General features: G+C 65.8%; 30 protein-coding genes. 11 read left to right on the top strand and 19 right to left on the bottom strand.

Annotation, left to right across the window (positions count from 1 at the left end; translation table 11 throughout):
• The first annotated feature begins 240 nt into the window (after nucleotides 1–240).
• A complete protein-coding gene (locus tag METLW3_RS0117790; RefSeq protein WP_245267398.1) occupies nucleotides 241–1296 on the top strand; it encodes an ATP-binding protein in 1056 nt (351 codons plus the stop codon).
• Nucleotides 1293–1979, top strand: a complete 687-nt coding sequence (locus METLW3_RS0117785; protein ID WP_024881179.1) for a response regulator — start codon at nucleotides 1293–1295, stop codon at nucleotides 1977–1979. Before METLW3_RS0117790 ends, METLW3_RS0117785 begins: the two co-directional genes overlap by 4 nt.
• Here METLW3_RS0117785 and fabI read toward each other — a convergent pair.
• The 3 genes from fabI to fabA all read right to left on the bottom strand — a co-directional run bounded on the left by fabI (nucleotide 1924) and on the right by fabA (nucleotide 4600).
• The gene (fabI, locus tag METLW3_RS0117780; protein ID WP_024881178.1) at nucleotides 1924–2745 is read right to left on the bottom strand and encodes an enoyl-ACP reductase FabI; all 822 of its coding nucleotides are present in this window, start codon (nucleotides 2743–2745) and stop codon (nucleotides 1924–1926) included. The genes METLW3_RS0117785 and fabI overlap by 56 nt on opposite strands.
• Before the next feature lie 21 nt (nucleotides 2746–2766).
• Nucleotides 2767–3990 (bottom strand): beta-ketoacyl-ACP synthase I, encoded by a 1224-nt coding sequence (fabB, locus tag METLW3_RS0117775; RefSeq protein ID WP_024881177.1) that lies wholly within the window; start codon nucleotides 3988–3990, stop codon nucleotides 2767–2769.
• Between the two features lie 94 nt (nucleotides 3991–4084).
• Nucleotides 4085–4600 carry a 3-hydroxyacyl-[acyl-carrier-protein] dehydratase FabA gene (gene fabA, locus METLW3_RS0117770; RefSeq protein ID WP_018267877.1) on the bottom strand — a complete coding sequence of 172 codons (516 nt, stop codon included), beginning with the start codon at nucleotides 4598–4600 and terminating at the stop codon, nucleotides 4085–4087.
• Between the two features lie 285 nt (nucleotides 4601–4885).
• Here fabA and irrA point away from each other — a divergent pair, with 285 nt between their 5' ends.
• Nucleotides 4886–5287 carry an iron response transcriptional regulator IrrA gene (gene irrA, locus METLW3_RS0117765; RefSeq protein ID WP_051465546.1) on the top strand — a complete coding sequence of 134 codons (402 nt, stop codon included), beginning with the start codon at nucleotides 4886–4888 and terminating at the stop codon, nucleotides 5285–5287.
• 43 nt (nucleotides 5288–5330) lie between these two features.
• Complete coding sequence (locus METLW3_RS0117760; protein ID WP_024881175.1) at nucleotides 5331–5747, top strand: hypothetical protein; 417 nt, start codon at nucleotides 5331–5333, stop codon at nucleotides 5745–5747.
• Between the two features lie 8 nt (nucleotides 5748–5755).
• Here METLW3_RS0117760 and METLW3_RS0117755 read toward each other — a convergent pair whose 3' ends face one another.
• The gene (locus tag METLW3_RS0117755) at nucleotides 5756–6304 is read right to left on the bottom strand and encodes an SH3 domain-containing protein (protein WP_024881174.1); all 549 of its coding nucleotides are present in this window, start codon (nucleotides 6302–6304) and stop codon (nucleotides 5756–5758) included.
• Between the two features lie 245 nt (nucleotides 6305–6549).
• On the opposite strand from METLW3_RS0117755, the gene METLW3_RS0117750 reads away from it, so the two are divergent.
• The 3 genes from METLW3_RS0117750 to METLW3_RS0117740 all read left to right on the top strand — a co-directional run bounded on the left by METLW3_RS0117750 (nucleotide 6550) and on the right by METLW3_RS0117740 (nucleotide 9330).
• Nucleotides 6550–7545: a D-glycerate dehydrogenase gene (locus METLW3_RS0117750; RefSeq protein WP_024881173.1), complete on the top strand. Its 996-nt coding sequence runs from the start codon at nucleotides 6550–6552 to the stop codon at nucleotides 7543–7545.
• Nucleotides 7546–7678: 133 nt separating this feature from the next.
• A complete protein-coding gene (locus tag METLW3_RS0117745) occupies nucleotides 7679–8140 on the top strand; it encodes an META domain-containing protein (protein ID WP_024881172.1) in 462 nt (153 codons plus the stop codon).
• Nucleotides 8141–8166: 26 nt separating this feature from the next.
• A complete protein-coding gene (locus METLW3_RS0117740; RefSeq protein ID WP_024881171.1) occupies nucleotides 8167–9330 on the top strand; it encodes an AAA family ATPase in 1164 nt (387 codons plus the stop codon).
• 6 nt (nucleotides 9331–9336) lie between these two features.
• Here METLW3_RS0117740 and METLW3_RS0117735 read toward each other — a convergent pair whose 3' ends face one another.
• The 4 genes from METLW3_RS0117735 to METLW3_RS0117720 form a co-directional block, all read right to left on the bottom strand.
• Nucleotides 9337–10668, bottom strand: a complete 1332-nt coding sequence (locus tag METLW3_RS0117735; protein WP_024881170.1) for a DUF3422 domain-containing protein — start codon at nucleotides 10666–10668, stop codon at nucleotides 9337–9339.
• 148 nt (nucleotides 10669–10816) lie between these two features.
• The gene (locus METLW3_RS28865; RefSeq protein WP_024881169.1) at nucleotides 10817–11443 is read right to left on the bottom strand and encodes a hypothetical protein; all 627 of its coding nucleotides are present in this window, start codon (nucleotides 11441–11443) and stop codon (nucleotides 10817–10819) included.
• Between the two features lie 56 nt (nucleotides 11444–11499).
• On the bottom strand, nucleotides 11500–11937 hold the full coding sequence (locus METLW3_RS0117725) for a cyclic nucleotide-binding domain-containing protein (protein ID WP_024881168.1): 438 nt from the start codon (nucleotides 11935–11937) through the stop codon (nucleotides 11500–11502).
• A gap of 37 nt (nucleotides 11938–11974) precedes the next feature.
• On the bottom strand, nucleotides 11975–12631 hold the full coding sequence (locus METLW3_RS0117720) for a response regulator transcription factor (RefSeq protein ID WP_036309752.1): 657 nt from the start codon (nucleotides 12629–12631) through the stop codon (nucleotides 11975–11977).
• 85 nt (nucleotides 12632–12716) lie between these two features.
• Between METLW3_RS0117720 and METLW3_RS0117715 the strand changes: the two genes are divergently transcribed.
• Entirely contained in the window at nucleotides 12717–13265 is a 549-nt protein-coding gene (locus tag METLW3_RS0117715; protein ID WP_024881166.1) for a L,D-transpeptidase family protein, read from the top strand.
• Here METLW3_RS0117715 and METLW3_RS0117710 read toward each other — a convergent pair.
• On the bottom strand, nucleotides 13262–13936 hold the full coding sequence (locus tag METLW3_RS0117710; RefSeq protein WP_024881165.1) for a YggS family pyridoxal phosphate-dependent enzyme: 675 nt from the start codon (nucleotides 13934–13936) through the stop codon (nucleotides 13262–13264). The genes METLW3_RS0117715 and METLW3_RS0117710 overlap by 4 nt on opposite strands.
• Before the next feature lie 13 nt (nucleotides 13937–13949).
• On the bottom strand, nucleotides 13950–14309 hold the full coding sequence (locus tag METLW3_RS0117705) for a hypothetical protein (RefSeq protein WP_036309001.1): 360 nt from the start codon (nucleotides 14307–14309) through the stop codon (nucleotides 13950–13952).
• 61 nt (nucleotides 14310–14370) lie between these two features.
• Between METLW3_RS0117705 and leuS the strand changes: the two genes are divergently transcribed.
• The 3 genes from leuS to holA all read left to right on the top strand — a co-directional run bounded on the left by leuS (nucleotide 14371) and on the right by holA (nucleotide 18741).
• Entirely contained in the window at nucleotides 14371–16986 is a 2616-nt protein-coding gene (gene leuS / locus METLW3_RS0117700) for a leucine--tRNA ligase (RefSeq protein WP_024881163.1), read from the top strand.
• Between the two features lie 169 nt (nucleotides 16987–17155).
• A complete protein-coding gene (gene lptE, locus METLW3_RS0117695) occupies nucleotides 17156–17662 on the top strand; it encodes an LPS assembly lipoprotein LptE (RefSeq protein WP_024881162.1) in 507 nt (168 codons plus the stop codon).
• Between the two features lie 50 nt (nucleotides 17663–17712).
• Nucleotides 17713–18741 carry a DNA polymerase III subunit delta gene (gene holA / locus METLW3_RS0117690; protein ID WP_024881161.1) on the top strand — a complete coding sequence of 343 codons (1029 nt, stop codon included), beginning with the start codon at nucleotides 17713–17715 and terminating at the stop codon, nucleotides 18739–18741.
• Between the two features lie 142 nt (nucleotides 18742–18883).
• Here holA and METLW3_RS0117685 read toward each other — a convergent pair whose 3' ends face one another.
• The 9 genes from METLW3_RS0117685 to groES all read right to left on the bottom strand — a co-directional run bounded on the left by METLW3_RS0117685 (nucleotide 18884) and on the right by groES (nucleotide 25993).
• On the bottom strand, nucleotides 18884–20281 hold the full coding sequence (locus tag METLW3_RS0117685; RefSeq protein ID WP_024881160.1) for an NAD(P)(+) transhydrogenase (Re/Si-specific) subunit beta: 1398 nt from the start codon (nucleotides 20279–20281) through the stop codon (nucleotides 18884–18886).
• A 3-nt stretch (nucleotides 20282–20284) separates the two neighbouring features.
• The gene (locus tag METLW3_RS0117680; protein ID WP_024881159.1) at nucleotides 20285–20734 is read right to left on the bottom strand and encodes an NAD(P) transhydrogenase subunit alpha; all 450 of its coding nucleotides are present in this window, start codon (nucleotides 20732–20734) and stop codon (nucleotides 20285–20287) included.
• Nucleotides 20735–20779: 45 nt separating this feature from the next.
• Nucleotides 20780–21910 carry a Re/Si-specific NAD(P)(+) transhydrogenase subunit alpha gene (locus tag METLW3_RS0117675; protein ID WP_024881158.1) on the bottom strand — a complete coding sequence of 377 codons (1131 nt, stop codon included), beginning with the start codon at nucleotides 21908–21910 and terminating at the stop codon, nucleotides 20780–20782.
• A 124-nt stretch (nucleotides 21911–22034) separates the two neighbouring features.
• Complete coding sequence (locus tag METLW3_RS0117670; RefSeq protein WP_245267397.1) at nucleotides 22035–22232, bottom strand: aa3-type cytochrome c oxidase subunit IV; 198 nt, start codon at nucleotides 22230–22232, stop codon at nucleotides 22035–22037.
• A gap of 159 nt (nucleotides 22233–22391) precedes the next feature.
• Nucleotides 22392–23219, bottom strand: coding sequence for an ADYC domain-containing protein (locus METLW3_RS27010; protein WP_024881156.1), 828 nt, complete (start codon nucleotides 23217–23219; stop codon nucleotides 22392–22394).
• 65 nt (nucleotides 23220–23284) lie between these two features.
• Entirely contained in the window at nucleotides 23285–23494 is a 210-nt protein-coding gene (locus METLW3_RS0117660) for a hypothetical protein (protein ID WP_024881155.1), read from the bottom strand.
• Between the two features lie 32 nt (nucleotides 23495–23526).
• A complete protein-coding gene (locus tag METLW3_RS0117655) occupies nucleotides 23527–23808 on the bottom strand; it encodes a hypothetical protein (RefSeq protein WP_024881154.1) in 282 nt (93 codons plus the stop codon).
• 212 nt (nucleotides 23809–24020) lie between these two features.
• Nucleotides 24021–25658: a chaperonin GroEL gene (gene groL / locus METLW3_RS0117650; protein ID WP_024881153.1), complete on the bottom strand. Its 1638-nt coding sequence runs from the start codon at nucleotides 25656–25658 to the stop codon at nucleotides 24021–24023.
• Nucleotides 25659–25705: 47 nt separating this feature from the next.
• Nucleotides 25706–25993, bottom strand: a complete 288-nt coding sequence (gene groES, locus METLW3_RS0117645) for a co-chaperone GroES (RefSeq protein ID WP_018267899.1) — start codon at nucleotides 25991–25993, stop codon at nucleotides 25706–25708.
• Nucleotides 25994–26260: the final 267 nt, after the last annotated feature.

Here is a 26260-nt window from a genome sequence, read left to right as displayed (position 1 = left end):
AATTCACATCTGAATTCTGTGTATTGCGCGTGATTGCGGAATTGAAACCCGCTGGCAGAGGAGAATACTCCGGGGCGGCGACCGTGGCGATGGTTTGGCGGCGCGCCGGCTTTTTCGAGAGCGAATAGGTTTCGAGGGAACTCGCCGATGGACCGATCGTCGAGCGATTCGCACGCCGAGCTCCGAGAGACTTCTGCGTCGACGCGGCCTTCGCGCCGCGCCGCGGGGAGCGGGGACGATTTGCGCCATGCCGAGGCGGCGCGGCTGGAGGCCGTCCTCGCATGTCTGTCGGACGCTGTCTTGTCGATCGACCACAAGGGCGTGGTGGTCGGCGTCAATGGCGCCGCGGGCGCGCTGTTTCACTGCTCCGCCGAGGCGCTGCTCGGCCGGGAGGCCGCGCTTCTGCTGCCCCAGAGCCGTATCGTGGCGGGGGAGCGGCGGTCGGATGGTCTCGCTCGCCGCGACGACGGCTCGACCTTCCCGATCTCGCTCGCCGTCAATGAGACGCGCGGCCCCGTTCGCCAACGCATCGCCGTGATTCGCGATCTCACCGAGGAGCGCGCCGCCGAGGCGCTGCTCTGCGAGCTGCGCTCGGAGCTCGCCTATGCCGGGCGGCTCGCCGCAATGGGCGAACTGGCCGCCGCGCTGGCGCATGAGATCAACCAGCCCTTTTCCGCCATCGCCACTTATGTCCGCACCGCGCGCTGGCTGTTGCAGCGTAAACCCAAGCAGAGCGGCGAGGTCGAGGATATTCTCGACAAGGCCGGGGCGCAGGCGATGCGCGCCGGCGATATCGTGCGCCGCTTGCGCGAGTTCGTCACCCGCGGCGAATCGGTGAAGACGGTTCAGAGCCTCAGCGCTCTGGTCGAGGAGGCGAAATCGCTGGGCGTCGCCAGCGCTCGCCAGGTCGGCGCGCAGATCAGCGTCGCCGCCAAGGCCGAGAATGACGAGGTTCTCGCCGATCGCGTGCAGATCCAGCAGGTCATCGTCAATCTCATGCGCAACGCCGTCGAGGCGATGGAGGGCGCGCCGCGGCGCGAGCTGTCGCTCTCCACCTCCGCCGCCGACGGCTATGCGCGGCTCGACGTGGCCGACACCGGCCATGGTCTGAAGGACGGCGCCGGCGCGCTGTTTCAGCCCTTCCGCAGCAGCAAGGCGAGCGGAATGGGCATAGGGCTTTCGATTTCCCGCTCGATTGTCGAGGCGCATGGCGGACGCATTTGGGCCGAGCCCAATCCGCGCGGCGGCGCGATTTTCAGCTTCACACTTCCTCTCGCGGAAAGGGCCAGCCTATGAGACCAGCGCCGCTCGTGCACCTCGTGGACGATGATCCGGCGATCCGCGACGCGCTGACGCTGATGTTCCGCTCGCGAGGCTTTCGCTCGCGCGCCTATCGCGCGGCGGAGGAATGTCTCGCCGAGGCGGGGCCGAAGACAACGGGCTGCATCGTCGCCGATATGCGGCTGCCGGATATGTCCGGCGTCGAGCTGACGCGGCGCCTGCGCGCCTCCGGGGCGACGCCTCCCGTCGTCATCATCACCGCTTGCGCCGGGGCTTCTCTCGCGGTGGAGGCGATGGCGGCCGGCGCCAGCGATCTTTTGGAAAAGCCCTTCGACGACGAGGCGCTGCTCGCCTCCGTGCGGCGCGCGCTGGCGGCGCGGCGCGGCGAGGGCGACATCGACGCCGAGACTCGCGCCGCGCTCGCGCGATTCGGCGGGCTGAGCGAGGATGAGCGGCGCGTGCTGGCCGGCGTCGCCAAAGGCCGGCCGAGCCGCGACATAGCGGAAGGGCTCGGCCTCGAATTGCGCGCGGTGGAGCTGCACCGCGCCAATATCATGGCCAAGGCCAATATCGGCACGCTGGTCGAGCTGGCGCGGCTCTCGGTGATCGCCGCCAGCGTCAAGGCGAGCGAAGGGCGCGAGCCTAATCCGCCGATGCGGCGCCGCCGTTCAAATCTTCGGGGCGCGGCTGCAGCATGATGTTGTAGCCGGCGTCGACGACGTGAATCTCGCCGGTCACGCCGCCCGACAGCTCCGACAGGAAATAGAGCGCCGAGCCGCCGATCTCGTCCAGCGTGATCATGCGGCGCAAAGGCGCATGCGCCTTTTGGAAGGCGCCCATCGCGCGCGCGCCGGTGATGCCGGCGCCGGCCATGGTGCGGACAGGGCCGGGCGAGATGGCGTTCACGCGAATGCCGCGCGCGCCATAATCGGCCGCGAGATAGCGCACGGAGGAATCGAGCGCCGCCTTGGCGACGCCCATGACGTTATAATTGGGCATCACATGCGTGCCGCCGCCGAAGGAGACGGTCAGCATGGTCCCACCATTCTTCATCATCGCCGCGGCGCGTTTCGCCGCCTCGGTGAAGGAGAAGCAGGAGATGACCATGGTGCGGATGAAATTCTCGCGCGATGTGTCGGCGTAGAGGCCTTTCAGCTCGCTCTTGTCGGAATAGGCGAGCGAATGGACCAGAAAATCCAGCTCGCCCCATTCCTCCTGCAGCCGCGCGAAGACGGAATCGAGGGACGCGATATCTTCCACATCGCAGGGGATCACCAGATTGGAGCCGAGCTCCTCGGCGATCGGGCGGACGCGCTTGCCGAGCGCCTCGCCCTGATAGGTGAAGGCGAGCGAGGCCCCGTGCCGCGCCAGCGCTCGCGCTATGCCATAGGCGATGGAATGATCATTCGCGACTCCCATGACAAGGCCGCGTTTGCCCTGCATGAGGCCCGTTGAAACCGTCATCTTTGATTGGTCCTATTCTCGTCAGGCGTCGGGGTGCTTGAACACCAGCGACGCATTGGTGCCGCCGAAACCGAAGGAGTTGGAGAGCACGGCGCGCAGAGCGACATTGTCGCGCCGCTGGCGCAGGATCGGCATATCGGCGAATTCGGGATCGAGCTCCTCGATATTGGCGCTCTCGCAGATAAAGCCGTTCTGCATCATCAGCAGCGAATAGATCGCCTCCTGCACGCCGGTCGCGCCGAGCGAATGGCCGGTCAGCGATTTCGTCGCCGAGATCGGCGGGCATTTGTCGCCGCGGCCGAAGATCTCGCGGATCGCCTCGATCTCTTTCTGATCGCCGACGGGCGTCGAGGTGGCGTGCGGATTGATGTAGTCGATCGGCGTCTTCACGCCAGCGAGCGCCTGGCGCATGCAACGCATCGCGCCTTCGCCGGAAGGGGCGACCATGTCATGGCCGTCCGAGGTCGCGCCATAGCCGGCGATCTCGGCGTAGATTTTCGCGCCGCGCGCCTTGGCCCGCTCATATTCCTCCAGGACCAGCACGCCGGCGCCGCCGGCGATGACGAAGCCGTCGCGATTCTTGTCATAGGCGCGCGAGGCGGTGGCCGGGCGGTCGTTATAGGAGGAGGACATTGCGCCCATGGCGTCGAACAGAACGGAGAGCTCCCATTCCAGCTCCTCGCAGCCGCCGGCGAACATAATGTCCTGCTTGCCCCATTGGATCATCTCATAGGCGTTGCCGACGCAATGATTCGACGTCGCGCAGGCCGAGGAGATGGAATAGTTCACGCCTTTGATCTTGAACCAGGTAGCGAGCGTCGCCGAGGCGGTGGAGGACATGGCCTTGGGCACGGCGAAGGGGCCGACCTTCTTCGGCCCCTTGGTGCGGGCGATATCGGCCGATTCGACGACCACTTTGGTCGAAGGACCGCCCGAGCCCATGATGATGCCGGTGCGCTCATTGGAGATTTCGTCCGGCGCGAGGCCGGAGTCGAGAATCGCCTGATCCATGGCGACATGATTCCAGGCCGTGCCCATGGCGTGGAAGCGCATGGCGCGGCGGTCGAGGATCGTCGACGGGTCGAGAGTCGGCGCGCCATGCACCTGGCAGCGGAAGCCGAGCTCGGCATATTTGTCCGCCTTGACGATGCCCGACTTCGCCTCATGCAGAGAGGCGACGACTTCCTGCGTATTGTTGCCGATGGACGAAACGACGCCCATGCCGGTCACGACCACTCTTCTCATGTCCGAACTCCCTCGCGCCGGCGGGCTCTTTAGTCTGTCCCGTCTGGATTTGGCGATTGTCTCGCGCGCCCTCGATCGGCGTTCCGTCAGGCCGTCACGCGGCTTCGGGCTTGGCGAGACCGACCTTCAGGTCTTTCGCTTCGTAAATACGTTCGCCGTCCACCTCCACCCAGCCGTCGGCGATGCCGAGGACGAGCTTGGATTTGAACACGCGCTTGAAATCGACGCCGTAGCGGACGAGCTTATTGTGCGGCCGCACCTGGCCGCTGAATTTCACCTCGCCGACGCCGAGCGCCATGCCGCGGCCGGGCAGATCCAGCCAGCCCAGAAAAAAGCCGGTGAGCTGCCACAGCGAATCGACTCCGAGGCACCCCGGCATCACCGGATTGCCCTTGAAATGGCAGTCGAAGAACCAGAGGCTCGGATTGATGTCGAGCTCGGCGCGCACATAGCCTTTGCCATGGGCGCCGCCCTCTTCGAAAATTTCCGTGATTCGGTCGAACATGAGCATGGGCGGCAGCGGAAGCTGGGCGTTGCCCGGGCCGAAAAGCTCTTCCCGCGCGCAGGCGAGCAGATCCTCATATCCGAAAGACGAGCGCCGTTCGCTCATGATGTTCCTTCTTGCGTCTCTGACGTGACGATTTCCGGCCGCGTCGTGGGCCGGAAGCCGCATTCGTTAACATAGGCGCCGGCCGGGTCAAAGGGGGCGCGCGGCTCCAAGAGCGCTTTCAAGAGCGCTTTCATCGGTCCACAGCGGCCCGCGGAGGAAAAGATTGTCTCTGCCGCCGAGCTTCCCTATTGTAACGAAAGAGACAAGATGCGGGGCGGGAAGCACGGGCGAATGACGGTCGAGCAATTCACGATCGAAACCTCCGAGCGGGCGCCGAGCGACGCCATGCGGCGGCTGCGCAGCCGCTTGATGGCGGCCGGCATGCGGCCGACGCGTCAGCGCGTGGCGCTGGGCGGGCTGCTGTTCGGCAAGGGCGATCGCCATGTGACGGCCGAGAAGCTCTTCGAGGAGGCGCTGGCCGCCGATCTGCCGGTCTCGCTCGCCACCGTCTACAACACGCTGCATCAATTCACCGATGTCGGCCTGCTGCGCGAGATCGCGGTGGACGGCGCGCGCGTCTATTTCGACACCAATGTGTCGGAGCATCATCATTTCCTGGTCGAGGGCGAGGGGCTCGTCGATATCCCCGGCGCCCATGTGGACGTCGCCAGCCTGCCGGCGCCGCCGCCGGGCATGAGAATCGCCCGCGTCGATGTGGTGGTTCGCCTGTGCAAGGATGAGGACTGACGAGGGCGAGGACCGACTCGGCGACCTTCCAGGGCGGCGGAACATGATGACGACCGCCATTCGCGCTCACCGCATTCTGGCCGCTCTCGCAAACTACCAAATCGCTGAAATTGCAGGTTTCGAGATTTTCGAGCCGAATGTTCTGCGTCTCGGGACGCCTGTCGGATGTTATCGAAATCCGGGCGTCGCGGGCGAATTGGTCGCGGTGTTCGCAGACGGCATGTCCTGGACCGAGGCCGAAGGAGAGATCAGCGTTCGGTTCGCGGAAATCGTCGATGTGTCGCTTCCTCGAGAGAAACAAAGCGAGGCGCTGTCGCTACGGCTGAACGACGGTCGAGAGCTTCGGCTTCCGATCCGCGGCAGGCGGGGGCGCTGTTACGACTCGCTGGAGTTTTTGAGATTCCTCGATCGTGTGCGCGAGGATGGGCGTCGACGCGCTGCAGCCGAGGCGGCGCGCTGAGCTGGCGCTCACTCGATCTTCTCCCCCGGATAGACGCCCCAAAGGCCCTCCTGCTTCACATAGGCGTCGAAACCGTCGCCCGAGACACGGCACCAGGCTCCGTCGCAGCGGCGTAGGCTGGCGACGACGCCGGGCGAGAGTTTCGCCACCGCCGTCGCATGATCGCTGGCGTAGGCGAGGACCGGCTCTTTCTTCCAGGGTGCGACGAGGGCGGTGCGGCGGCCGGAGAGCAGCGAATGCAGCACCCAGCCCTCGGTTCCCTCCGAATCGCGAATTTTTCGCCAGGTCTCGAATTCGGCGGTGATTTCAACCGGCAGGCCGGCGCGCTCGAAGACCCAGAGCGTCGGATGCTCCTTGCTTGGCCCCTCGTGCAGATTGACGCGGTCCGATTTGAGGCTGACATAACGCGGCAGCGGCAGGCCGGACGCCGAGCCGACCTGCTGCTGCGCGTCGGCGCTCGCCGGCGCGATGGCGAGCAGCGTCAAGACGGCGAGCAGATCGACGGCGAGGCGGATCGCGGCGGCCGCGCGTCGGCTCAAAAGGGGCTTTGCGTCCATTTCTACTCTTCTCCCGGAGCGCGCCCTTCGCAGTTGCGAACGACGCCTCGTCTTGTCTTTGTCCCGCCATCTGCTAGGAAGTCCGATGGGAAAGGGGCGCGGGCGGCGAAAGGCTCTTTTCATCCATCGTCGTTAAGACCTGGTTGAAGAGACGTCGAAACCGCTCCGAAGGCTCGATCCGGCGGAACGTGCCTTCGGGCGCGCCGGAGAGCTTAGTCGCGCGAGGCGGGAGGACGAAGGGGAAGATGGCGAAAAAGAAGCCGCTCGTCGTGGTGACACGTCGGCTCCCCGAGGTGATCGAAACCCGCATGTGCGAGCTTTTCGACACGCGCCTCAATGTGAGCGACCGGCCGGCGACCCATGAGGAGCTCGTCGAGGCCGTCCGCACGGCGGATGTGCTGGTGCCGACGATCACCGACCGCATCGATTCCGGCCTCATCGGCCAGGCCGGCGACCAGTTGAAGCTCATCGCCAATTTCGGCAATGGCGTCGACCACATAGACGTCGCCTCGGCGCTGCGCCGCTCCATCACCGTCACCAACACGCCCGGCGTCCTCACCGAGGACACGGCCGATCTCACAATGGGCCTCATCCTGGCCGTGGCGCGCCGCCTCGTCGAGGGCGCCCGCACGATTCCGGACGGCTCCTGGGGCGGCTGGTCGCCCACTTGGATGCTCGGCCATCGCATCACCGGCAAGCGCCTCGGCATTGTCGGCATGGGCCGCATCGGCCAGGCGCTGGCCCGCCGCGCCAGCGCTTTCGGCCTCTCCATCCATTATCACAACCGCCGCCGCCTGCCGGTCGAGATCGAGGATCAGCTCGAGGCGACCTATTGGGAATCGCTGGACCAGATGCTGGCGCGCATCGACATTCTGTCGATCCACTGCCCGCATACGCCGGCGACCTATCATCTGCTCTCGGCCCGGCGGCTGAAGCAGCTGCGCCCGCACGCCATCATCGTGAACACCGCCCGCGGCGAGATCGTGGACGAGAATGCGCTGATCCGCATGCTGGAGGCGGATGAGATTTCCGGCGCCGGCCTCGACGTCTTCGAGCATGAGCCGGCCGTCTCGCCCAAGCTCGTCAAGCTCGCCAAGGCCGGCAAGGTCACGCTGCTGCCGCATATGGGCTCGGCCACCAATGAGGGCCGCGTCGACATGGGCGAGAAAGTCATCATCAACATCAAGACTTTCATGGACGGGCACCGCCCGCCCGATCGCGTTCTGCCCAGCATGTTGTGAGGGCGCGTTTCCGCTTCTCGCCCGCGCGCGTCGGAGTTTTTCCGGCGCTTTTCCGTTCGGAAAAAAACCACAAGACGCGCGCCATTCTCCTGATGCGATTCGCTCGAGAGTCGCTCTCAACAAGGATCGAAGGATGAGACGATTTCTGACCGTGCTTCTGGTCGGCCTCGCCGCCTGCGGCCCCGCGCTGGCCAAGGGCAAGCCGGCGCAAAAGGAGAAGGATCAGCAGGAGGCGACCGCGCAGGAGCCGCCGCCGAACTACAAGCCGTTCCCGCATAATTATATTTTCAATCTCAAGGACATAAACGGCAAGGCGCCGCCGGCCGACATTTGGATTCGCATCGACACGACGATGCGCGGCACGGGTTTTTCGGGCTGCAAGTCATGGTCCGGCGTTTTCGTCGTCGGCGGCAATCGGCTCGGACCCAAGGCCATGCCCGCCGTCGCCGACGCCAAATGCGATCCGGCGCTGCAGGCGATCGAGCGCGATTTCTGGCAGGTGATGCTGTCCGGCCCCTTCTGGGACCTGCAGGGCTCCGACCTCATTCTCAAGGGCGCCAAGGGCGGCGTGCTGCGCTTTACGCGCTCGCTCTGACGAGCGGCTGACGTGAGGATCGCGCAATGCTCGAGATCCTCGCGGTCTCCGGCTATCGCTCGCTGAGGGATCTCACCCTTCCGCTCGCGCGGCTCAATGTCGTGACGGGCGCCAACGGTAGCGGAAAGTCCAGCCTCTACCGTGCTTTGCGCCTTCTCGCCGACACAGCCCGCGGCCGGCTGGTGAGTTCTCTGGCGCGGGAGGGCGGCATTCAGTCCACCCTCTGGGCCGGGCCAGAGCAGATCGGTCGGGCGGTGCGCGCCGGCAGCCATCCGGTGCAAGGGCTGGTGCGCAAGAGGTCGGTGCATTTGCGGCTCGGCTTCGGCGCCGCCGATCTCTCCTACGCCGTCGATCTCGGCTTCCCGCCGCCCGGCCTCAGCACATCGGCCTTTCTGCTCGATCCGGCGATCAAGCGCGAATGCGTCTGGTCCGGGCCTTTGTTCCGCCCTTCCGCCCTGCTGGTCGATCGCCATGGGCCGGGGCTGCGCGCCGTGGACGACAGCGGCGCTTGGCGCGTTATCCCGACGCCGATCGCGGATTTCGAGAGCATGATGACGGAATTTTCCGATCCGCGCGCCGCGCCGGAGATGATTTCCGTGCGCCGAAAGCTGCAGTCCTGGCGTTTCTATGATTGCCTGCGGACCGATGTTGAGGCGCCCTGCCGAAGGCCGCAGGTCGGCACGCATACGCCCATCCTCGCCGACGATGGGGCGGACATCGCCGCAGCGTTGCAGACCATTCTCGAAATCGGCGATGAGGCGGGGCTCGCGCGGGCCGTGGACGACGCTTTTCCCGGCGCCGCCATAGAAATCGAGACGCGCGACGGCTGGTTCGAGCTCGCCATGCGCCAGCACGGGCTGCTGCGGCCGTTGAAAGCGGCGGAGCTTTCGGACGGAACCTTGCGCTATCTGATGCTGGTGGCGGCGCTGCTGACGCCCCGCCCGCCCGAGCTGCTGGCGCTGGACGAGCCCGAGGCGAGCCTACATCCAGATCTCATTCCCGCCCTGGCGCGGCTCATCGCCGCCGCGGCGCAGCGATCGCAGATCGTCGTGGTGACGCATTGCCGCGAGCTGGCCGATCTTCTCGTAAGCGAGCCGGAGTCGCGCGCGATCGAGCTGACCAAGGATTTCGGCGAGACGCGCCTCGCCGGCGAGGGCTTCCGGCCGCGCTGGGAATGGCCCAAGCGTTGACGCGCGTCAGCTCACCTTCTCTTCTTCCTGCGCCTTGGCGGAGAGGCGCTTCACGCGCTGCCAGAAGGCCCAGGCGCCGAGAATGACGAAGGGCATGGCCGCCGCGGCCGCCTCCTCGCCAGTGAAGCCGAAGGGCAGGGCGCCGGCGTCCTTCAGGCCTTTGAAGAAATACAGCGAGAGGCCGGCGACATAATAGCTGAGCGCCGCGATGGAGAGGCCGCCGACCAGCTTTTGCAGGCGCATCTGCAGCCGCGCGCGGCGATTCATATCGTCGAGCAGGTCGCGGTTCTGCTGCTCCATCTCGAAGGTGATGCCGGTGCGCATCAGATCGGTGGCGCGCTCCACCTGGCGGGCGAGGCGCGCCTGTCTCGTTTCAAAGGCGTTGCAGGTCTCGATCGCCGGATCGAGCCGCGCGCTGAAGAAGGCCGAGATGGTCGTATATTGGCTCTCCTTCGCCTCCTGCAGGAGGTTGAGGCGGTTCTTGACGATGGCGTGATAGGCGCGGCTCGCGCCGAAGCGAAAGGCCGTGCGCGTCGACAGCGCCTCGCTCTGCGCCAGAAGATCGCTCAGCCGCTTCAGCAGCTCGCGGCTGGTGCGCATGTCCTGCGTCTGGCTCAGCGCCTGGGTGATGTCGGAGATCTCGCGCTCCATGGCCCGCAGCTCCGGCCCGGCGCTGCGCGCCTCCGGCAGGCCGAGCAGCGCCATCGTCCGATAGGTCTCGATCTCCAGCACACGCTGGATCAGCCGTCCGGTCTCCAGCGCGCCAATGGCGCTCTCCTTCACCAAAAGGCGCGTGAAGCCGAAAGGATCGACCGCGAAATCGGTCATCACATGGGCCGCGCCCTTGGCGGCGCGGATCACGCAGAGGCTCTGCGAGTTGAACAGCCCCACATAGGGCTCGTGCGAATGGCCGCTCTCGAGCGCGCAGAGATGGGTGGCGACGATCAGCCGGCCCGGCGCGCGAAAGGCGATTTCCCCGGTCCCGAGCGGATCGGGATGGGTGAAGGGCTCGCCGGAGTCCTTGTCTGTCGACCAAGTGTATGTGGTGAACTCCGTATGCTGCTCCCAGCGCAGCCGCCAATCGCCGATCGAGAGGCGCTGGAATTTGGCGTCTCCGGGGCGCGGAACCAGCATATGGGCGCGGCAGAGATCGGCGAGGGCCGCGCGATCGGCGCGCGCCTCCTCCTCATTGGTGGCGAAGGCGAAATGATAGACGCGCTGCGGCAGCGTGATCGGCAGGAAAGGCCGCGCATGCAGCTCGGCGAGAACGGCGGCGCGGGCCTCGTGCTCGGCGAAGCGTCCGGCGATGGGCGCGTCGCTCTCCTGGTCTGACGCCATTTCTCTCTCTTTCGTTTCGTTTCGCTTTTCCCCGGCGGGCGCGGGCCTCGCCGAATCGCTTTCGAGAATAGCGAGGGAGCTTGCCGCGGGAATGCGACAAAACGAACGAAAAGGCGAGGCGTCGCCGCCTCGCCGTCAGAGTTGCCGTTCAGCGATGATGGAAGCCGCCGCCATGGAAGCCCCCGCCGAATCCGCCGTGATGGAAGCCGCCGCCGCCCCATCCGCCATGACCGAAGCCGCCATGACCAAAGCCGCCATGACCGAATCCGCCGTGGTGGAAGCCGCCATGGCCCCATCCGCCGCCCCATCCGCCGACGCGATGGTAGCCGCCGCCCCAGCCGCCGTAATAGCGCGGACGATAACCCCAGCCGCCGCCGCCGACGACCGGCCCGCCGCCCCATCCATAGCCGTAAGAGGGATAGCGGTAGCCGTAGCCATATCCATATCCATAGTCATAGGGATAGGCGGAATAGGCTCCCGCGGCGATGACGCCGGCGGCCGCCGAGGTGATCACCGCGGCCGTGGGATCATAGCCATAGCGGTAGTAGCGCAGCGCATGATGCCGGCGAATCGGCCGACAATGCTTTGCGTAGCGCACATAGTGACGATGCTGGCGGCTGCTGTAATGCGCCGCTTCGACCGCGGACGGCGGCGAGACGACCGATTTGCTCGCGACGCTGGTGACGCCGGCGAGCGCATCGGCCGGAGACAGCAGAACGAGGGAGATCGTCACGCCGATCGCGGCGAAAACGCCGGATTTCAACGGATTTCGCATTTTCTCCTCCTTACGACGACACACGAGACGGATTTTTCTGTTTCGCAGCGGCCCGCTCAGGCCTCGAATTTCAGCTCCTGCGCCAGCTGCGTCAGGCGCGTGGCGACACGGGCGCGCACGCGCGTCGCCGTGGTGGGAAACTCCTCCAATATGCGCAGGAACAGCGCGCGGGTGATCTTGAGGATCGTCGCCGGCTCGCGCGCTATGGCCGTGACCGGGCGCGTCGTCTGCGTGATGAGCGCGGTCTCGCCGATCAGCGCGAAGGGCCGCAGCACTTTAGCGGCGGGGCGTCCGTCATCGTGCTTCTCGAGCGCGATGGAGCCATTGGTCAGAATATAGCCGCCGTCGGAAGGCTCGCCGCGGCGGAACAGCGCGTCGCCGGCGCGCAGCAATTTCGTCTCGGCGCTGAAGGTCAGAAGGCGCAGCGCCTCGACCTCGAAATCCTCGAACAGAGGAATGCGCCTCAGATTGGCGATATCGTCGTCGAGAGCCATGTCCCGGCTGCTTTCCTCGGGGCGTCTCGCCGCGCGGTCAGCGCGCGGGGGAGAAGACCAGCCGATAGCCGTTCTTTTCGGTGAGAAGAAGGCGGGCCTCGGCGGGGTCGGTTTCGATCTTGCGGCGCAGCCGGCTGACATGAGTCTCCAGCGTGCGCGTCGTCACCGTCGGATGATAGCCCCAAACCTCGCGCAGCAACATGTCTTTCGTCACTACCGCGCCGCGCGCCGCGGCGAGGCGCGTCAATATCTCGGCCTCCTTCTCGGTGAGCGGCAGGCGCCTTTGCGTGGCGTCGGTCAGCTCGAAGGCGCCGGGCCGGTAGCGGAAGTCGCCGATCGCGACAATGGGCGGCTCGCGCTCGTCCGTCGCCCGCAGCCGTGCGAGAAGATGGGCGAAACGAAACGGCCGCGCGATATAGTCGCAGGCGTCGGGGATGCTCGGCGCGCCGATGAGAAGCACCAGACCATGGAAGCGCTGGCTCGCCGCGCGGGCGAAGGCCTCGCCGATCTCTGCCTCGGCGAGCACTATGTCACAGCCGCCCTCGGCCAAGAGGCGCGTCGCCTCCTGCGCGGAAGCGGCGGGCGCGACCGCGAATTCGGGATAGCGGGCGAGCTGCTCCGTGAGAGAAGCGCGTAATCCCGCGGCGGCGAGGAGCAATATGTTGCGCTTGCGCGGCGTCGGCGCTTCCGTCATTGGCGCTTCCGGGACTGGGTTCTCGCGCCCATGATCGGCCAAGGACGAGCGCCATTCAAGGCGCGCGCGGCGACGGAGGAGGTTCATGACGCAGGGGGCTTCCCGCCATCACGGCGGCGTGTCGATGCTGAGGGTCGCGCGGCGGATCGGCGGCCGCCCACATGAGGGTCGGCTGATCGCCGGCGATCTCGTCCTTGCCTGCGCGCTCGGCCGCTCTGGGATTACGCGCCGCAAGCGCGAGGGCGATGGCGCGACGCCGGCCGGGAGCTTCACGCTGCTCTCTATCTATCTGCGACGCGGCCGGGCGGAAAAGCCCCGCTCCGTCGCAGCGCGTTTCGTTCGCCCGGACGATCTCTGGTGCGACGATGCGCGGTCCTTTCTCTATAATCGTCCCTTGCGCGGGAAAACGCCGCTCAGTCATGAGCGGCTCTGGCGGGCGGATCGGCTCTATGACGTCGTCGGCGTGCTCGACTACAATATCCGTCCGCGCGTGCTGGGGCGCGGCAGCGCCATTTTCTTCCATATAGCGACGCAGACGCTGGGGCCGACCGCGGGCTGCGTGGCGCTGCGGGCGCGCGATATGGCGCGGCTGCTGCCGCGTCTCGCCGCCGGCGTCCGCATTGTCGTCGATTAAGGCTTCGAATAGTCGCGCTCGCCCATAATGGCCGAGCCGATGCGGACATGCGTGGCGCCCAGCTGAATGGCGAGCTCGTAATCCGAGCTCATGCCCATGGAAAGCTCTTTCAGCCCGTTGCGGGCGGCGATCTCGGCGAGCAGGGCGAAATGCGGCGAGGCCTGCTCGCCGACCGGCGGAACGCACATCAGCCCGGCGATCTCCAGCCCATGCTTCTCGCGGCACTCCGCGATGAAGGCGTCGGCCTCCTGCGGCAAGACGCCGGCCTTTTGCGGCTCGGCGCCGGTGTTGACCTGCACGAGCAGGCGCAAGCGCTTGCCCTGGCGGCGCATTTCTTCGGCGAGGGCCTCGGCGATCTTGGGGCGGTCGACGCTTTCTATGACGTCGAAGGTCTCGACCGCCTCGCGCGTCTTATTGGATTGCAGCGGGCCGATGAGATGCAGCTCGACGCCGGAAAAGCGCTGGCGCAGCTCGCCCCATTTGGCGCGCGCCTCCTGCACTTTGTTCTCCCCATAGACGCGATGCCCGGCCTCGAGCAGCGGAACCGCCGCCTCGGCCGGAAAGGTCTTGGTGACGCAGACGAGGGTGATCTCGGCCGGATCGCGGCCGCAATCGCGGGCGCGAGTGGAGATGGCGTCCTTGGCGGCGTTCAGCCGATCGACGACGGTCATGGGAGTTTCGGCCTCAGCGGACGAATTTCAAAATAGTGAAAATAGCGCCGATGAGAACCAGATTGAAGCCGAACACCCACCGGAGAATATCCGTCTTGGACTGAGAGATTTCCAGCTTTAGCCGTCCTTCCACCTCGGCGAGGTCGCGCTTCAGCAATTCCATGTCGTGCCGAACATCCCCGACGTCCGCCTTTGTGGCCACGCTCTCGGAGAAAGCCGTCTCCAACGCCTCGGCGGAGGCGCGCGCCTGCTCGGGCGAGAAGCCGCCGCGGGTGAGACGGTCGATATAGGCGAGGGGGTTGAAGAGCACTTGCGCCGACATGGCCCGGATATAGCACGCGCCCTGCTTCCCGGCGAGAGGCGCCTTTGACAAGCCCCGCCCCGCCCGGCATTACAGGCGAAACTCCACAATTCGATCAGGACCGCTCGGACCCATGAGACCAGAACGCTACGACTTCGCCGCGGCCGAGCCCAAATGGCGAAAGATTTGGGACGAGCGGCAGGTTTTCACCTCCGGGGATGCGGCGAAGCCGAAATATTACGTGCTCGAAATGTTCCCCTATCCGTCGGGGCGCATTCATGTCGGCCATGTGCGCAACTACTCCATGGGCGACGTCATCGCCCGCTATAAGCGCGCCATGGGCTTCGACGTGCTGCATCCCATGGGTTGGGACGCTTTCGGCCTGCCGGCGGAGAACGCCGCCCAGCAGAGCGGCTCGCATCCGGCGACCTGGACCTACGCCAATATCGCCTCGATGCGGACGCAGCTCAAATCCATGGGGCTGTCGCTCGACTGGTCGCGCGAGATCGCCACTTGCGATCCGGCCTATTACAAGCATCAGCAGAAGCTGTTCCTGGATTTCCTCGCCGGCGGCCTCGTCGATCGCAAGCAGTCCAAGGTGAATTGGGATCCGGTCGACCATACGGTGCTCGCCAATGAGCAGGTGGTGGAGGGCCGTGGCTGGCGCTCTGGCGCGCTGGTGGAGCAGCGCGAGCTGACGCAATGGTTCCTGCGCATCGGCAAATACGCCGACGATCTTCTCACCTCGTTGGACACGCTCGATCGCTGGCCGGAGAAGGTGCGGCTGATGCAGCGCAATTGGATCGGCCGCTCGGAAGGGCTGCTGGCGCGCTTCGCCATCGCCGGCGATCCGACAGGCGAGATCGAGGTCTTCACCACGCGGCCGGACACTTTGTTCGGCGCGAAATTCGTCGCGCTGGCGCCGGACCATCCGGTTGCCCGCGCCGCGGCTTCCAGCGACCCGGCGCTCGCCGCCTTTGCGGAAGAGTGCCGCCATATCGGCACGTCGGTGGCGGCGATCGAGACCGCCGAGAAGAAGGGCTATGACACGGGCCTGCGCGTCGTGCATCCCTTCGATCCCTCTTGGGTGCTGCCCGTCTATGTCGCCAATTTCATCCTGATGGATTACGGCACGGGCGCGATCTTCGGTTGCCCGGCGCATGACCAGCGCGATCTCGATTTCGCCAATGCTTACGGCCTCGGCGCGACGCCGGTCGTCTGCCCGGAGGGCGTCGATCCTGCGACTCTCATCGTCAGTGAGACGGCTTTCGACGGCGAGGGGCGGCTCGTCAATTCGCGCTTCCTCGACGGGCTCACCGTCGCAGAGGCGAAGGAGGAGGTCGCCAAGCGCCTCGAGACCGCGCAGCTGCACGGCCGTCCGCAGGGCGAGCGCAAGATCAATTACAAGCTGCGCGATTGGGGCATTTCGCGGCAGCGCTATTGGGGCTGTCCGATCCCCATTATCCATTGCCCGGATTGCGGCGTCGTGCCCGTGCCGGACGCCGATCTTCCCGTGAAGCTGCCGGAGGATGTGACCTTCGACAAGCCGGGCAATCCGCTCGACCATCATCCGACATGGAAGAATGTCGCCTGTCCGAAATGCGGAGCCGCCGCGCGGCGCGAAACCGACACGATGGACACTTTCGTCGATTCGTCCTGGTATTACGCGCGCTTCACCGATCCGCACAATGAGTCGGCGCCCGCCGCGCCGGAGCAGCTCTCACGCTGGCTGCCGGTGGATCAATATATCGGCGGCATTGAGCACGCGATTCTGCATCTGCTCTATTCGCGCTTCTTCTCGCGCGCCATTCGCGACACCGGCCATGGCGGCGTCGCCGAGCCCTTCGCCGGCCTCTTCACCCAGGGCATGGTGGTGCATGAGACCTATCGCGCCGCCTCCGGCAAATGGGTCGCGCCCAGCGAGCTGCGTTTCGAGACCGGCGACAAGGGCCGTCGCGCCTTCCTCATCGAGGGGGGCGAGGAGGTCGCGATCGGCGCGATCGAGAAAATGTCCAAGTCGAAGCGCAATACGGTCGACCCAGACGACATTATCGCCAGCTATGGCGCCGACACCGCGCGGCTCTTCGTGCTCTCCGATTCGCCGCCCGACCGCGATGTCGTATGGACGGAGGAGGGCGTGCAGGGCGCCTGGCGCTTCGTGCAGCGCGTTTATCGCCTCGCTGGCGAGCTGGCCAATGCCGCAGCGCCCGTCGGCGCCAGCGCGCCGGCCGAATTTGGCGCGGCGGCGCTCGATGTGCGCAAGGCGACGCATCGCACCATCGCCGCCGTCGGCGACAATATCGAGCGTCTGCGCTTCAACACGGCGATCGCCCGCATTCGCGAATACGCCAATGAGCTGACCGCGGCGCTCGACAAGGTGGAGACGGTTCCGGTCTCCGCCGATCTCGCCTTCGCCTTCCGCGAGGCGGCGGATGTGTTCGTGCAGCTGATCGCGCCGATGACGCCGCATGTGGCGGAAGAATGCTGGAGCGATCTCGGCCATTCCGAGATCGTCTCGCTGGCGCCCTGGCCTGAGGCCGATCCTACTCTCGTCGCGCAGGACATGATAAGCTTGCCGGTGCAGGTGAACGGCAAGAAGCGCGCGGAGATTCTCGTGGCCCATGACGCCGATGAGGCGACGATCCGCGAGGAGGCGTTGACGCAGGAGGCCGTGCTGCGCGCCATGGAAGGCAAGCCGTTGAAGAAATTCATTCTCGTTCCCAAGAGGATCGTCAATGTGGTCGTTTGAACGGCGACGTGCTCTCCTGTCCGGGGCCTCGGGTGAAGAGGCGTTTCCACCTCCCCCTGGAGGGGGGAGGTCGATCGCCGCAGGCGAGCGGGAGGGGGTGACGCCCGAGTCTCGGGAGCGACCCCACCCCAGACCGCTTCGCGGTCCGACCCTCCCCCTGAAGGGGAGGGTGTGGCGCGCCCTTTCCAGCGGTGGCCCGGCTGTCTTTGCCGCTCTGGCGCTCTCGGCCTGCACGGTGCAGCCGCTCTATGGCCCCATCGGAACCGACGCCCCGCTCACGGCGGAGCTGCAGGCGGTCGCGGTCGATCCCATTCCCGACCGCGTCGGGCATTACGTCCGCAACGAGCTGATCTTCGCCTTGAACGGCACGGGCTCGGAGGTTCCGCCGCGCTATCGGCTCAAGGTCGAGCTGAAGGAGCGCGTGCAGACGCCGATCCTCGATACGGTCACCGGCCGCGCGACATCGGCGACGGTGATCGTCGACGCCGAATATAGGCTGATCAATATCGCCGACGAGCAGGTCATCACCAAAGGCGTCGCTTTCGGCGTCGCCAGCTACGACCGTTTCAGCAATCGTCTCGCCAATGTGCGCGCCGCGCGCGACGGCGAGATTCGCGACGCCAAGGTCATCTCCGATATGATCCGCACGCGGGTGTCGACGGCTTTGGCGAAGTGAGAGAGAATAGCGAGTAGAGCTACTCGCTACTCGCCGTTACCCGAGCGCCCATGACCGCCATCAAGACCCGCGACGCCGAGCGCTTCGTGAAGGCGCCGCCGGCCAATATCTTCCTGTTCCTGCTCCACGGCGCCGACGCCGGCCTCGTGCGCGAGCGCGCGCTCGCCATTGTCGCGCAGCGCGTCGACGATCGGCATGATCCGTTCCAATGTGTGGAGATGAGCGGCGACGCCGTGGCCGCGGATCCGCTGTCGCTGCTCGACGAGGCCAATACGATTCCGCTGTTCGGCGGCAGGCGTGCGATCATCGTCGAGACGGGCGGCAAATCCATTCTCTCGCCGCTCGAGCAATTGCTCGCCGCGCCGCCTGTGGATTGCGCCGTCGTGCTCACCGCCGGCGCGCTGAAGCGCGATGCGCCGCTGCGCAAGCTGATCGAGCCGTCCAAAATCGCCGCCGCTGTCGAATGCAATCCAGACGATGAGCAGGATCTGCATGCGCTGATCGACAACAGCCTGCGCGAGGCGGGTTTTTCCGTCACGTCGGAGGCGCGGCTGCTGTTGCAGGCGGCGCTCGGCGAGGATCGCCGCATGAGCCGTTCCGAGCTCGCCAAGCTGATGCTCTATAAGCATGGCGCGAGCGCGATCGAGGCCGGCGATGTCGAGGACATTGTCGCGCACGCCTCCAATATCGCCTCCGATCGCTTGGTGCTGGACGCTTTCTCGGGGCAGGCCGACGCCGCGGGCGAAGCCTTCGACAGAGCGGTCGCCGGTGGCGGCGACGCCGGACAGCTATTGAACGGCGCGCTGCGCTACGCGATGGCGCTGCATCGCGCGCGGCTCACCGTGGATCGCGAGGGGCGGCCAGATTTCGGCATCACCATTTTGATGCGCAGCGGTTTCGGCTTCTCGCAGCGGCCGCAGCTCGAGCAGCATTTGCGCATCTGGTCCGCGGCGAAAGTGGCGGCGCTGCTGCCGGCCTTGCGCGACGCCAATCATCGCGCCCGCGCCAATGCCGCTCTGGCGGAGATGGAAGCGGGACGCGCGCTGTTGCGCATAGCCAGTCAGGCCGCGCGGCGCTGAGCGCCCCCTCCCCAACCCTCCCCCGTTTCGCGGGAGAGGGGGCAGATTGCGCGTTTCATCGAGATTTCGCGAAATGCTTGCCGTTTCCCTCTCCCGCATCAGCGGGGGAGGGTGAGGGAGGGGGCGCTTCCGCTGCCTTCGATCAATGCGCCAGCGCCTTGACGATCTGCTCCACGGTCTTCTTCGCGTCGCCGAACAGCATCATCGTATTGGGCCGGAAGAACAGCTCATTCTCGACGCCGGCATAGCCGGAGCCCATGCCACGCTTTAAAAACAGAACCGTCTTCGCCTTCTCGACATCGAGGATCGGCATGCCATAGATCGGCGATTGCGGATCGGTCTTGGCGGAAGGATTGGTCACGTCATTGGCGCCGATGACGAAGGCGACATCCGCCTGGGCGAATTCCGAATTTATGTCCTCGAGCTCGAAGACCTCGTCGTAAGGAACATTGGCCTCGGCCAGCAGCACATTCATATGGCCGGGCATGCGGCCGGCGACGGGATGAATGGCGTATTTCACCTCGACGCCTTCCTTTTTCAAAAGGTCCGCCATCTCGCGCAGCGCATGCTGCGCCTGCGCCACCGCCATGCCATAGCCCGGCACGATGATGATCTTGCCGGCGTTCTGCATGATGTAAGCGGCGTCCTCCGCCGAGCCCTGCTTGACCGGGCGCTTCTCCACCGCGCCTGTCGCCGCCACCGTCTCGCCGCCGAAGCCGCCGAGAATGACGGAGACGAAGGAGCGGTTCATCCCCTTGCACATTATGTAGGAGAGGATGGCTCCCGAGGAGCCGACCAGCGCGCCGGTGATGATGAGCGCGAGATTGCCGAGCGTGAAGCCGATGCCCGCCGCCGCCCATCCCGAATAGGAATTGAGCATGGACACGACGACCGGCATGTCGGCGCCGCCGATGGGGATGATGAGCGTCACGCCGAGCACGAAAGCGACGAGAATGATGAGAAACAGCCAGAAGCCGCTCTCCGTCGTCGCGAACAGGACGATGAAGCCGAGCAGCGCCAGCCCGAGCAGAATATTGATCGTGTGACGCTCGGCGAGCAGGAACGGCTTGCCGCTCATCTTTTCGGCGAGCTTCATATAAGCGATGATCGAGCCGGAGAATGTGATCGCGCCGATCGCCGCGCCGAGCGACATTTCGAAGAGGCTTCCCCCTTCGATGTGGCCGGGCGCGCCTATGCCGAAAGCCTGCGGCGCATTGAACGCCGCGCCCGCCACCAGAACCGCGGCGAGGCCGACGAAGGAATGGAACAAGGCGACGAGCTGCGGCATTTCCGTCATCAGCACGGTGCGCGCCTGCCACGCCCCGATTCCGCCGCCGATGGCGACGCCCGACACCATCAATAGAAATCCGCTGAAGCTCGGCGCGCGCAGCAGCAGCGTCGTCGCCACGGCGACGCCCATGCCAATCATGCCGTAGAGATTGCCCTGTCGCGACGTCGCCGGCGAGGACAGGCCGCGCAGCGCCAGAATGAACAAAATTCCGGCGGCGAGATAGAGAAGGACCGCGAGATTGCCGCTCATGGCTCAGCCCTTCTTCTTGTACATCGACAGCATACGTTCGGTGACCATGAAGCCGCCGAAAATATTCACGCTGACGAGGCCGAGCGCGACGAAGCCGAACCATTGCGCCCACCACGCGCCGCCGCTGGCGTCGGCCTTTGGGTCGACGCCGACTGCGAGCAGCGCGCCGACCACGATGACCGAGGAGACGGCGTTGGTGACGGACATCAGCGGCGTGTGCAGCGCGGGCGTCACCGACCAGACGACATAATAGCCGACGAAAACCGCCAGCGCGAAAATCGCGAGGCGGAAGACGACCGGATCGACGCCGCCGGTGAGCCCGTGCGAGGAGGCCGCCGCCGCCACTTGCGCCAGCTGATCGGAATAGGATTGCGCCTGATCGGCGAGCTGCCGCGTCGCTTCGGCTGCGCGGCGGGCCGTTTCGAGCATTTGCTGAGTCGTGTCGGATGCCATGTGCCAACGCCCTTTCTTCGCGCGGCCCTCGCGGGGCCGGCGTGATCAAGCCGCAAATCGCGAATCGATGACGGCGCCGTCGCGGGTGAGGGCCGTCGCCTTCACCAATTCGTCGTTCCAATCGATGGCGAGAGTCTTCGTCTCTTTGGAGATGAGAGTCTCGACGAAGGCGAGCAGGTTTTTTGCGTAGAGGCTGGAGGCCGTCGCCGGCAGGCGGCCGGCGAGATTGACCGCGCCGACGATCTTCACGCCATTGTCGATGATCGTGTCGCCGGGCTTGGTCAGCTCGCAATTGCCGCCACGCTCGGCCGCGAGATCAATGATGACCGAGCCCGCGCGCATCGATCGCGCCGCCGCCGCCGAAATGAGTCTCGGAGCCGGCCGGCCGGGGATCAGCGCCGTCGTGATCACAATGTCTTGCTTGGCGATATGCGCCGCGACCAGCTCCGCCTGCGCGGCTTGGTATTCCGGCGACATTTCCTTGGCGTAGCCGCCGGAGGTCTCGGCCTGGCGGAATTCGTCATTCTCGACCGCGATGAATTTCGCGCCGAGCGATTCCACCTGCTCCTTGGTGGCGGGCCGCACATCGGTGGCCGAGACGATGCCGCCGAGCCGGCGCGCCGTTGCGATCGCCTGCAGGCCGGCGACGCCGACGCCCATGATGAAAATTTTGGCGGCCGGGACCGTGCCTGCCGCCGTCATCATCATCGGAATGGCGCGGCTATATTCCGCCGCGGCGTCGATGACGGCGCGATAGCCAGCGATATTGGCCTGGGAGGAGAGGACGTCCATGACCTGCGCGCGAGTGATGCGCGGCATGAATTCCATGGCGAAGAGCGTTGCGCCGGTTTGCGCGAGCGTGGCCAGCTCTTTCTCATGTCCGAAAGGATCGGCGATGGCGACGATTGCGGCGCCGCGCGCTATGCCGGACAGCTCGCCCGGCGCCGGTCGGCGCACGCGCAGCACCACTTCGGCATTGTCGGAGGCGGCGGCTGCGCTCGGCGCTATGGCCGCGCCGGCGGCGGCGTAATCGGCGTCGGAAAAGCCGGATATGGCTCCGGCGCCCGATTGGACCACGACTTCTGCGCCGAGGTTCTTGAACTTTTTGACGGTTTCCGGCGTCGCAGCGACGCGCGTCTCGTTCTTGTCAGTCTCGGCTTGAACAGCAATGCGCATTGACGAAACTCCATTTTGCGGAGAATCGGTTTCGCGTGGCCGGATGGCCGCGCGGTTCGCATTCGGTCAGAAACTGTAGAGGGAACCCGTGGAGCGGCGCGTCGGCGATCGACGCGCCGGGTCTTTAGCGCGCGAGGAAGAAATACATCAGCGCCAGGGTCACGACGCTGGCCGCCGTTCCCACCTTCAGCAGCGTCAGAAAGCCGTTATAGGTGGCGAGATGCTCCGCAATGTCTGACGAAGTCTCGTGATGATCGGCCATTGCTCTCCCCTCGTGCTCTTGCGCTTGCGCCTCGCCCGTCGAGGGGCGAAGCAGAATCATGCTAGACGAGCGCGCGCCTTCCTGCAATGTCGCAATCGTCGCGGTCGCGGCCTGCGCAGCGGATGGGACGGCGACCGCGTCGGCGCGAGCGGCGGCCCGGCTCGATCGATCGGAATTCGCTCCGAACTCCAGCGCCGATCGAGCGCGCCGCAAGGCGACTCAAGGCGGGGAGCGGACGAAGAGGATCGCGCCATTGGCGCGGGCGAATTCTTCCGTGCAGATGTCCCCCGTTCGTCCTTTCAGCCGCGCGCTGCTCGTCGCCAGCGCGTCGAGGCTCGTATTCTCCTTGACGCGGACATGGCGCACGCAGACGGCCCCCTCGGGCGAGAAGCCCGCTTCGAAGTCATGCGCCGGATCATTGCCGGGCGATTGGACGCCGAGGAAATCATAAATGTCGATCGGCTGGCCGTTGCGCGTCGTGCCCTTGCCGTCGCCCGAATAATCGGCGCGCACGAGACGTATGCAGGCGTCGTAGAGCGCCCGCGCCGAGGGTCCGCCGGCGCGCGTCTCCCAAGGATGATAGCCGAAGCGCACGCATTTGCCCTGCGCGCCGCCGGTGCAGGTGAGCTCGAAGACGCCCCGCTCGGCCGGCGCGATCGTGCCGTCGCCGCGGGCGCGTCCGGCGATGGGAAAGCCCTGGCGGCGTCCGTCAGGACCCGCCTCGCATAGATTTGTCCATTCGCCGTCGGCGCCTTGGACGGAGAAGCTGTGCAGCAGGACCGCGTCGCGCTCGGCTTCCGGATGCGCCGCGAGGAGGGGATCCGGCTCGACCGCGTCGATGCGAATCTTCGTTCCTCCGGCGGCGCCGGCGACGGTCAGCGTCGCGCCGACCAACTGCGCGGAGTCGAGCACGCGCTCGTCCGACAATGTCGCCTTGAAATGCGTGCCGACGACGTCGAGCGACTGCAATTCGGCGGCTCGCGCGCTCGCGCAGAGGGAAAGCGCGGCGCAGACGAGCGAGAGCCGGGAGAAGAGCTTGCTGTGCATGGTTCTTTGCTTTCTCGGCGGTGGCGGCGGCCGGCGCGAGCCGGCCGTCCCAGGATCGCGGAAGATTATTTCGCGGTCGAGGCGCCGGCCGGCAGCTCGACCGAGAGGATGCGCCAGCCGTTCGCGCCGGCGGTCTTCCCGCCCGTGGCGGCGACCGCGTTGAGCGAGACTCCATTGGTCGAGATGGTGTTGTAACCGCAGCTCGTGCACACAGCCGCCATGGCGGAGCCGCTGAAAGCGAAAAGACCGAGAGTGAAAATGACTCGCTTGAACATCGTAAGACCTCTTTCGTCGGTTCGCCGAAAAATCACTTCGCCTGCGGCAGCTCGATCGAGATGACGCGCAGCCCATTCTGGCGGGACGGATTCGAGCTCACTCCGTTGGCTTTCACGCCATTATCGACGAGCGCGTTCTTCGCGAGGGCGTTGAGGTCGCGGCCATTTACCGTGAGCCCGTTCTTCGTGAGCGCGTTCTGCGTGAGCGCGTTCTTGCTGAGCGCGTTAAGCGTTAAGCCGTTCAGCTGAACGGCAGCGGACGCCGAGCCGGCGATGGTGACGAGACCAAGGGTCAAAATCATGCGCTTGAACATTGTGAGACCTCTTCATTCGAGCTGTGGCCGAAGGCCGCTTTTGCTTTGTTCCTTGCGTCGCGCCCTTCGGCGTCCGACCGTTTGAACATTGCCCAATATGAAGATTTTCGGTCCTGCCGCTGTGCCGCCGCACACAGGTCGAGGGGGCGGGAATCAAAAAAGGCCCCGGATTTCTCCGGGGCCTTCTTTGTCTCTTGCGAGGGTAGCGAGGATCAGAAGTCCATGCCGCCCATGCCGCCGCCAGGCGGCAGAGCCGGGCCGGCGTCCTTCTTCGGCTGCTCGGTGATCGTCGCCTCGGTGGTGACGATGAGGCCGGCGATGGAAGCAGCATCCTGCAGGGCGGTGCGGACGACCTTGGTCGGGTCGATGATGCCGAGCTTGACGAGATCGCCATATTCGCCGGTCTGGGCGTCATAGCCGAAGCTGTAGTCCGTGGACTCGAGCAGCTTGCCGACCACGACCGCGCCGTCGCCGCCGGCATTGTCGACGATCTGACGAGCCGGAGCCTGGATCGCCTTGCGGACGATCGCGATGCCGGTCTGCTGGTCGGAATTGGCGACCTTGACATCGGCGAGAGCGGCGATGGCGCGCAGCAGGGCGACGCCGCCGCCGGGGGAGATGCCTTCCTGCACCGCGGCGCGGGTGGCGTTCAGCGCGTCGTCGACGCGGTCCTTCTTCTCCTTCACCTCGACCTCGGTCGCGCCGCCGACGCGGATCACCGCGACGCCGCCCGCGAGCTTGGCGAGACGCTCCTGGAGCTTCTCGCGGTCATAGTCCGAGGTGACTTCCTCGACCTGAGCCTTGATCTGAGCGACGCGAGCCTCGATGTCCTTCTTCTCGCCGGCGCCGTCGATGATCGTCGTATTCTCTTTGTCGATGCGAATACGCTTGGCCTTGCCGAGCAGCGGAAGCGTGACGTTCTCGAGCTTGATGCCGAGATCCTCGGAGACGACCTGGCCGCCCGTGAGGATGGCGATGTCCTCGAGCTGAGCCTTGCGACGATCGCCGAAGCCCGGAGCCTTCACGGCCGCGATCTTCAGGCCGCCGCGCAGCTTGTTGACGACGAGCGTGGCCAGAGCCTCGCCCTCGACGTCCTCGGCGATGATGAGCAGCGGCTTGCCGGTCTGCACAACGGCCTCGAGGACCGGCAGCAGCGGCTGCAGGCTCGACAGCTTCTTCTCGTGGATGAGGATGTAGGGGTCCTCGAGCTCCGCGACGAGACGCTCGGCGTTGGTGATGAAGTAGGGGGAGAGATAGCCGCGGTCGAACTGCAGGCCCTCGACGATGACGGTCTCGGAGTCGAGGCTCTTGGCCTCTTCCACCGTGATCACGCCCTCATTGCCGACCTTCTGCACCGCCTTGGCGATCTCCTGGCCGATGAAGCTGTCGCCATTGGCCGAGATGGTGCCGACCTGGGCGATCTCGTCGTTGGAGGTGACCTTCTTGGAGTTCTTCTTCAGATCGGCGACGACCGCCTCGACCGCGAGGTCGATGCCGCGCTTGAGATCCTGCGGGTTGAGGCCGGCCGCGACGGCCTTGGCGCCTTCCCTGGCGATGGCGGCGGCGAGCACGGTCGCCGTCGTGGTGCCGTCGCCGGCGGTGTCGTTCTGCTTGGAGGCGACCTCACGAACGAGCTGCGCGCCGAGATTCTCGAACTTGTCGGCGAGCTCGATCTCCTTGGCGACGGTGACGCCGTCCTTGGTGATGCGGGGAGCGCCGAAGCTCTTCTCGATGACGACGTTGCGGCCCTTGGGGCCGAGAGTGACCTTCACCGCATTGGCGAGGATTTCGACGCCGCGCAGGATACGGTCGCGCGCGTCGGAGGAAAAACGAATGTCCTTGGCTGCCATTTTCGTTCGGCTCCGTTGAAGAGAATAAGGTGCGAGGGTCTAGCGGCTCAGGCGATCACGCCCAGAATGTCGCTTTCCTTCATGATGAGGAGATCTTCGCCGTCGATCTTGACCTCGGTGCCGGACCATTTGCCGAACAGCACGCGGTCGCCTTCCTTCACGTCGAGGGCGACGAGCTTGCCGCTCTCGTCGCGGGCGCCGGGGCCGACGGCGATGATCTTGCCCTCGGCGGGCTTCTCTTTCGCGGTGTCCGGAATGATGATGCCGCCTTTGGTCTTGTCTTCGCCTTCGAGGCGCTTGACCACGACGCGGTCGTGGAGGGGACGGAACGCCATGTCGTCTTCCTTCGTTGCTGCCCGGCCGGAGCGCGCGGGCGAAAGATTGAATAAAATGCCTATTAGCACTCATGAGGGGTGAGTGCCAGCAGGCTGGCGATGACATAGGAAGCAGCCCCCGGCCCTGTCAAGGGCGAGCAGCGCCGAATTCGGGCGCCGGCCGCGCAAATGCATAAAATTGCGTCTTGCCGTGCCTCTTTATTCTCGTGACGCGGCCGAAATCGGGCGGCGCATTCGCGGTTTTGGGCAGGGGCGTCGCGCCGCCGA

The sequence above is a fragment of the Methylosinus sp. LW3 genome, assembly GCF_000527115.1.
GTDB lineage: Bacteria > Pseudomonadota > Alphaproteobacteria > Rhizobiales > Beijerinckiaceae > Methylosinus.
The sequence above is the reverse complement of the archived record's forward strand: the minus strand, read 5'-3'. Positions and strand labels throughout refer to the sequence as shown.

Coding starts and splice junctions, on each gene's coding strand:
- METLW3_RS0117785 (WP_024881179.1), top strand. CDS start 1,293: ATGAGACCAGCGCCGCTCGTGCACCTCGTGGACGATGATCCGGCGATC.
- fabI (WP_024881178.1), bottom strand. CDS start 2,745: ATGACGGTTTCAACGGGCCTCATGCAGGGCAAACGCGGCCTTGTCATG.
- fabB (WP_024881177.1), bottom strand. CDS start 3,990: ATGAGAAGAGTGGTCGTGACCGGCATGGGCGTCGTTTCGTCCATCGGC.
- fabA (WP_018267877.1), bottom strand. CDS start 4,600: ATGAGCGAACGGCGCTCGTCTTTCGGATATGAGGATCTGCTCGCCTGC.
- irrA (WP_051465546.1), top strand. CDS start 4,886: ATGCGGCGGCTGCGCAGCCGCTTGATGGCGGCCGGCATGCGGCCGACG.
- METLW3_RS0117760 (WP_024881175.1), top strand. CDS start 5,331: ATGATGACGACCGCCATTCGCGCTCACCGCATTCTGGCCGCTCTCGCA.
- METLW3_RS0117755 (WP_024881174.1), bottom strand. CDS start 6,304: ATGGACGCAAAGCCCCTTTTGAGCCGACGCGCGGCCGCCGCGATCCGC.
- METLW3_RS0117750 (WP_024881173.1), top strand. CDS start 6,550: ATGGCGAAAAAGAAGCCGCTCGTCGTGGTGACACGTCGGCTCCCCGAG.
- METLW3_RS0117745 (WP_024881172.1), top strand. CDS start 7,679: ATGAGACGATTTCTGACCGTGCTTCTGGTCGGCCTCGCCGCCTGCGGC.
- METLW3_RS0117740 (WP_024881171.1), top strand. CDS start 8,167: ATGCTCGAGATCCTCGCGGTCTCCGGCTATCGCTCGCTGAGGGATCTC.
- METLW3_RS0117735 (WP_024881170.1), bottom strand. CDS start 10,668: ATGGCGTCAGACCAGGAGAGCGACGCGCCCATCGCCGGACGCTTCGCC.
- METLW3_RS28865 (WP_024881169.1), bottom strand. CDS start 11,443: ATGCGAAATCCGTTGAAATCCGGCGTTTTCGCCGCGATCGGCGTGACG.
- METLW3_RS0117725 (WP_024881168.1), bottom strand. CDS start 11,937: ATGGCTCTCGACGACGATATCGCCAATCTGAGGCGCATTCCTCTGTTC.
- METLW3_RS0117720 (WP_036309752.1), bottom strand. CDS start 12,631: ATGACGGAAGCGCCGACGCCGCGCAAGCGCAACATATTGCTCCTCGCC.
- METLW3_RS0117715 (WP_024881166.1), top strand. CDS start 12,717: ATGACGCAGGGGGCTTCCCGCCATCACGGCGGCGTGTCGATGCTGAGG.
- METLW3_RS0117710 (WP_024881165.1), bottom strand. CDS start 13,936: ATGACCGTCGTCGATCGGCTGAACGCCGCCAAGGACGCCATCTCCACT.
- leuS (WP_024881163.1), top strand. CDS start 14,371: ATGAGACCAGAACGCTACGACTTCGCCGCGGCCGAGCCCAAATGGCGA.
- holA (WP_024881161.1), top strand. CDS start 17,713: ATGACCGCCATCAAGACCCGCGACGCCGAGCGCTTCGTGAAGGCGCCG.
- METLW3_RS0117685 (WP_024881160.1), bottom strand. CDS start 20,281: ATGAGCGGCAATCTCGCGGTCCTTCTCTATCTCGCCGCCGGAATTTTG.
- METLW3_RS0117680 (WP_024881159.1), bottom strand. CDS start 20,734: ATGGCATCCGACACGACTCAGCAAATGCTCGAAACGGCCCGCCGCGCA.
- METLW3_RS0117675 (WP_024881158.1), bottom strand. CDS start 21,910: ATGCGCATTGCTGTTCAAGCCGAGACTGACAAGAACGAGACGCGCGTC.
- METLW3_RS0117670 (WP_245267397.1), bottom strand. CDS start 22,232: ATGATTCTGCTTCGCCCCTCGACGGGCGAGGCGCAAGCGCAAGAGCAC.
- METLW3_RS27010 (WP_024881156.1), bottom strand. CDS start 23,219: ATGCACAGCAAGCTCTTCTCCCGGCTCTCGCTCGTCTGCGCCGCGCTT.
- METLW3_RS0117660 (WP_024881155.1), bottom strand. CDS start 23,494: ATGTTCAAGCGAGTCATTTTCACTCTCGGTCTTTTCGCTTTCAGCGGC.
- METLW3_RS0117655 (WP_024881154.1), bottom strand. CDS start 23,808: ATGTTCAAGCGCATGATTTTGACCCTTGGTCTCGTCACCATCGCCGGC.
- groL (WP_024881153.1), bottom strand. CDS start 25,658: ATGGCAGCCAAGGACATTCGTTTTTCCTCCGACGCGCGCGACCGTATC.
- groES (WP_018267899.1), bottom strand. CDS start 25,993: ATGGCGTTCCGTCCCCTCCACGACCGCGTCGTGGTCAAGCGCCTCGAA.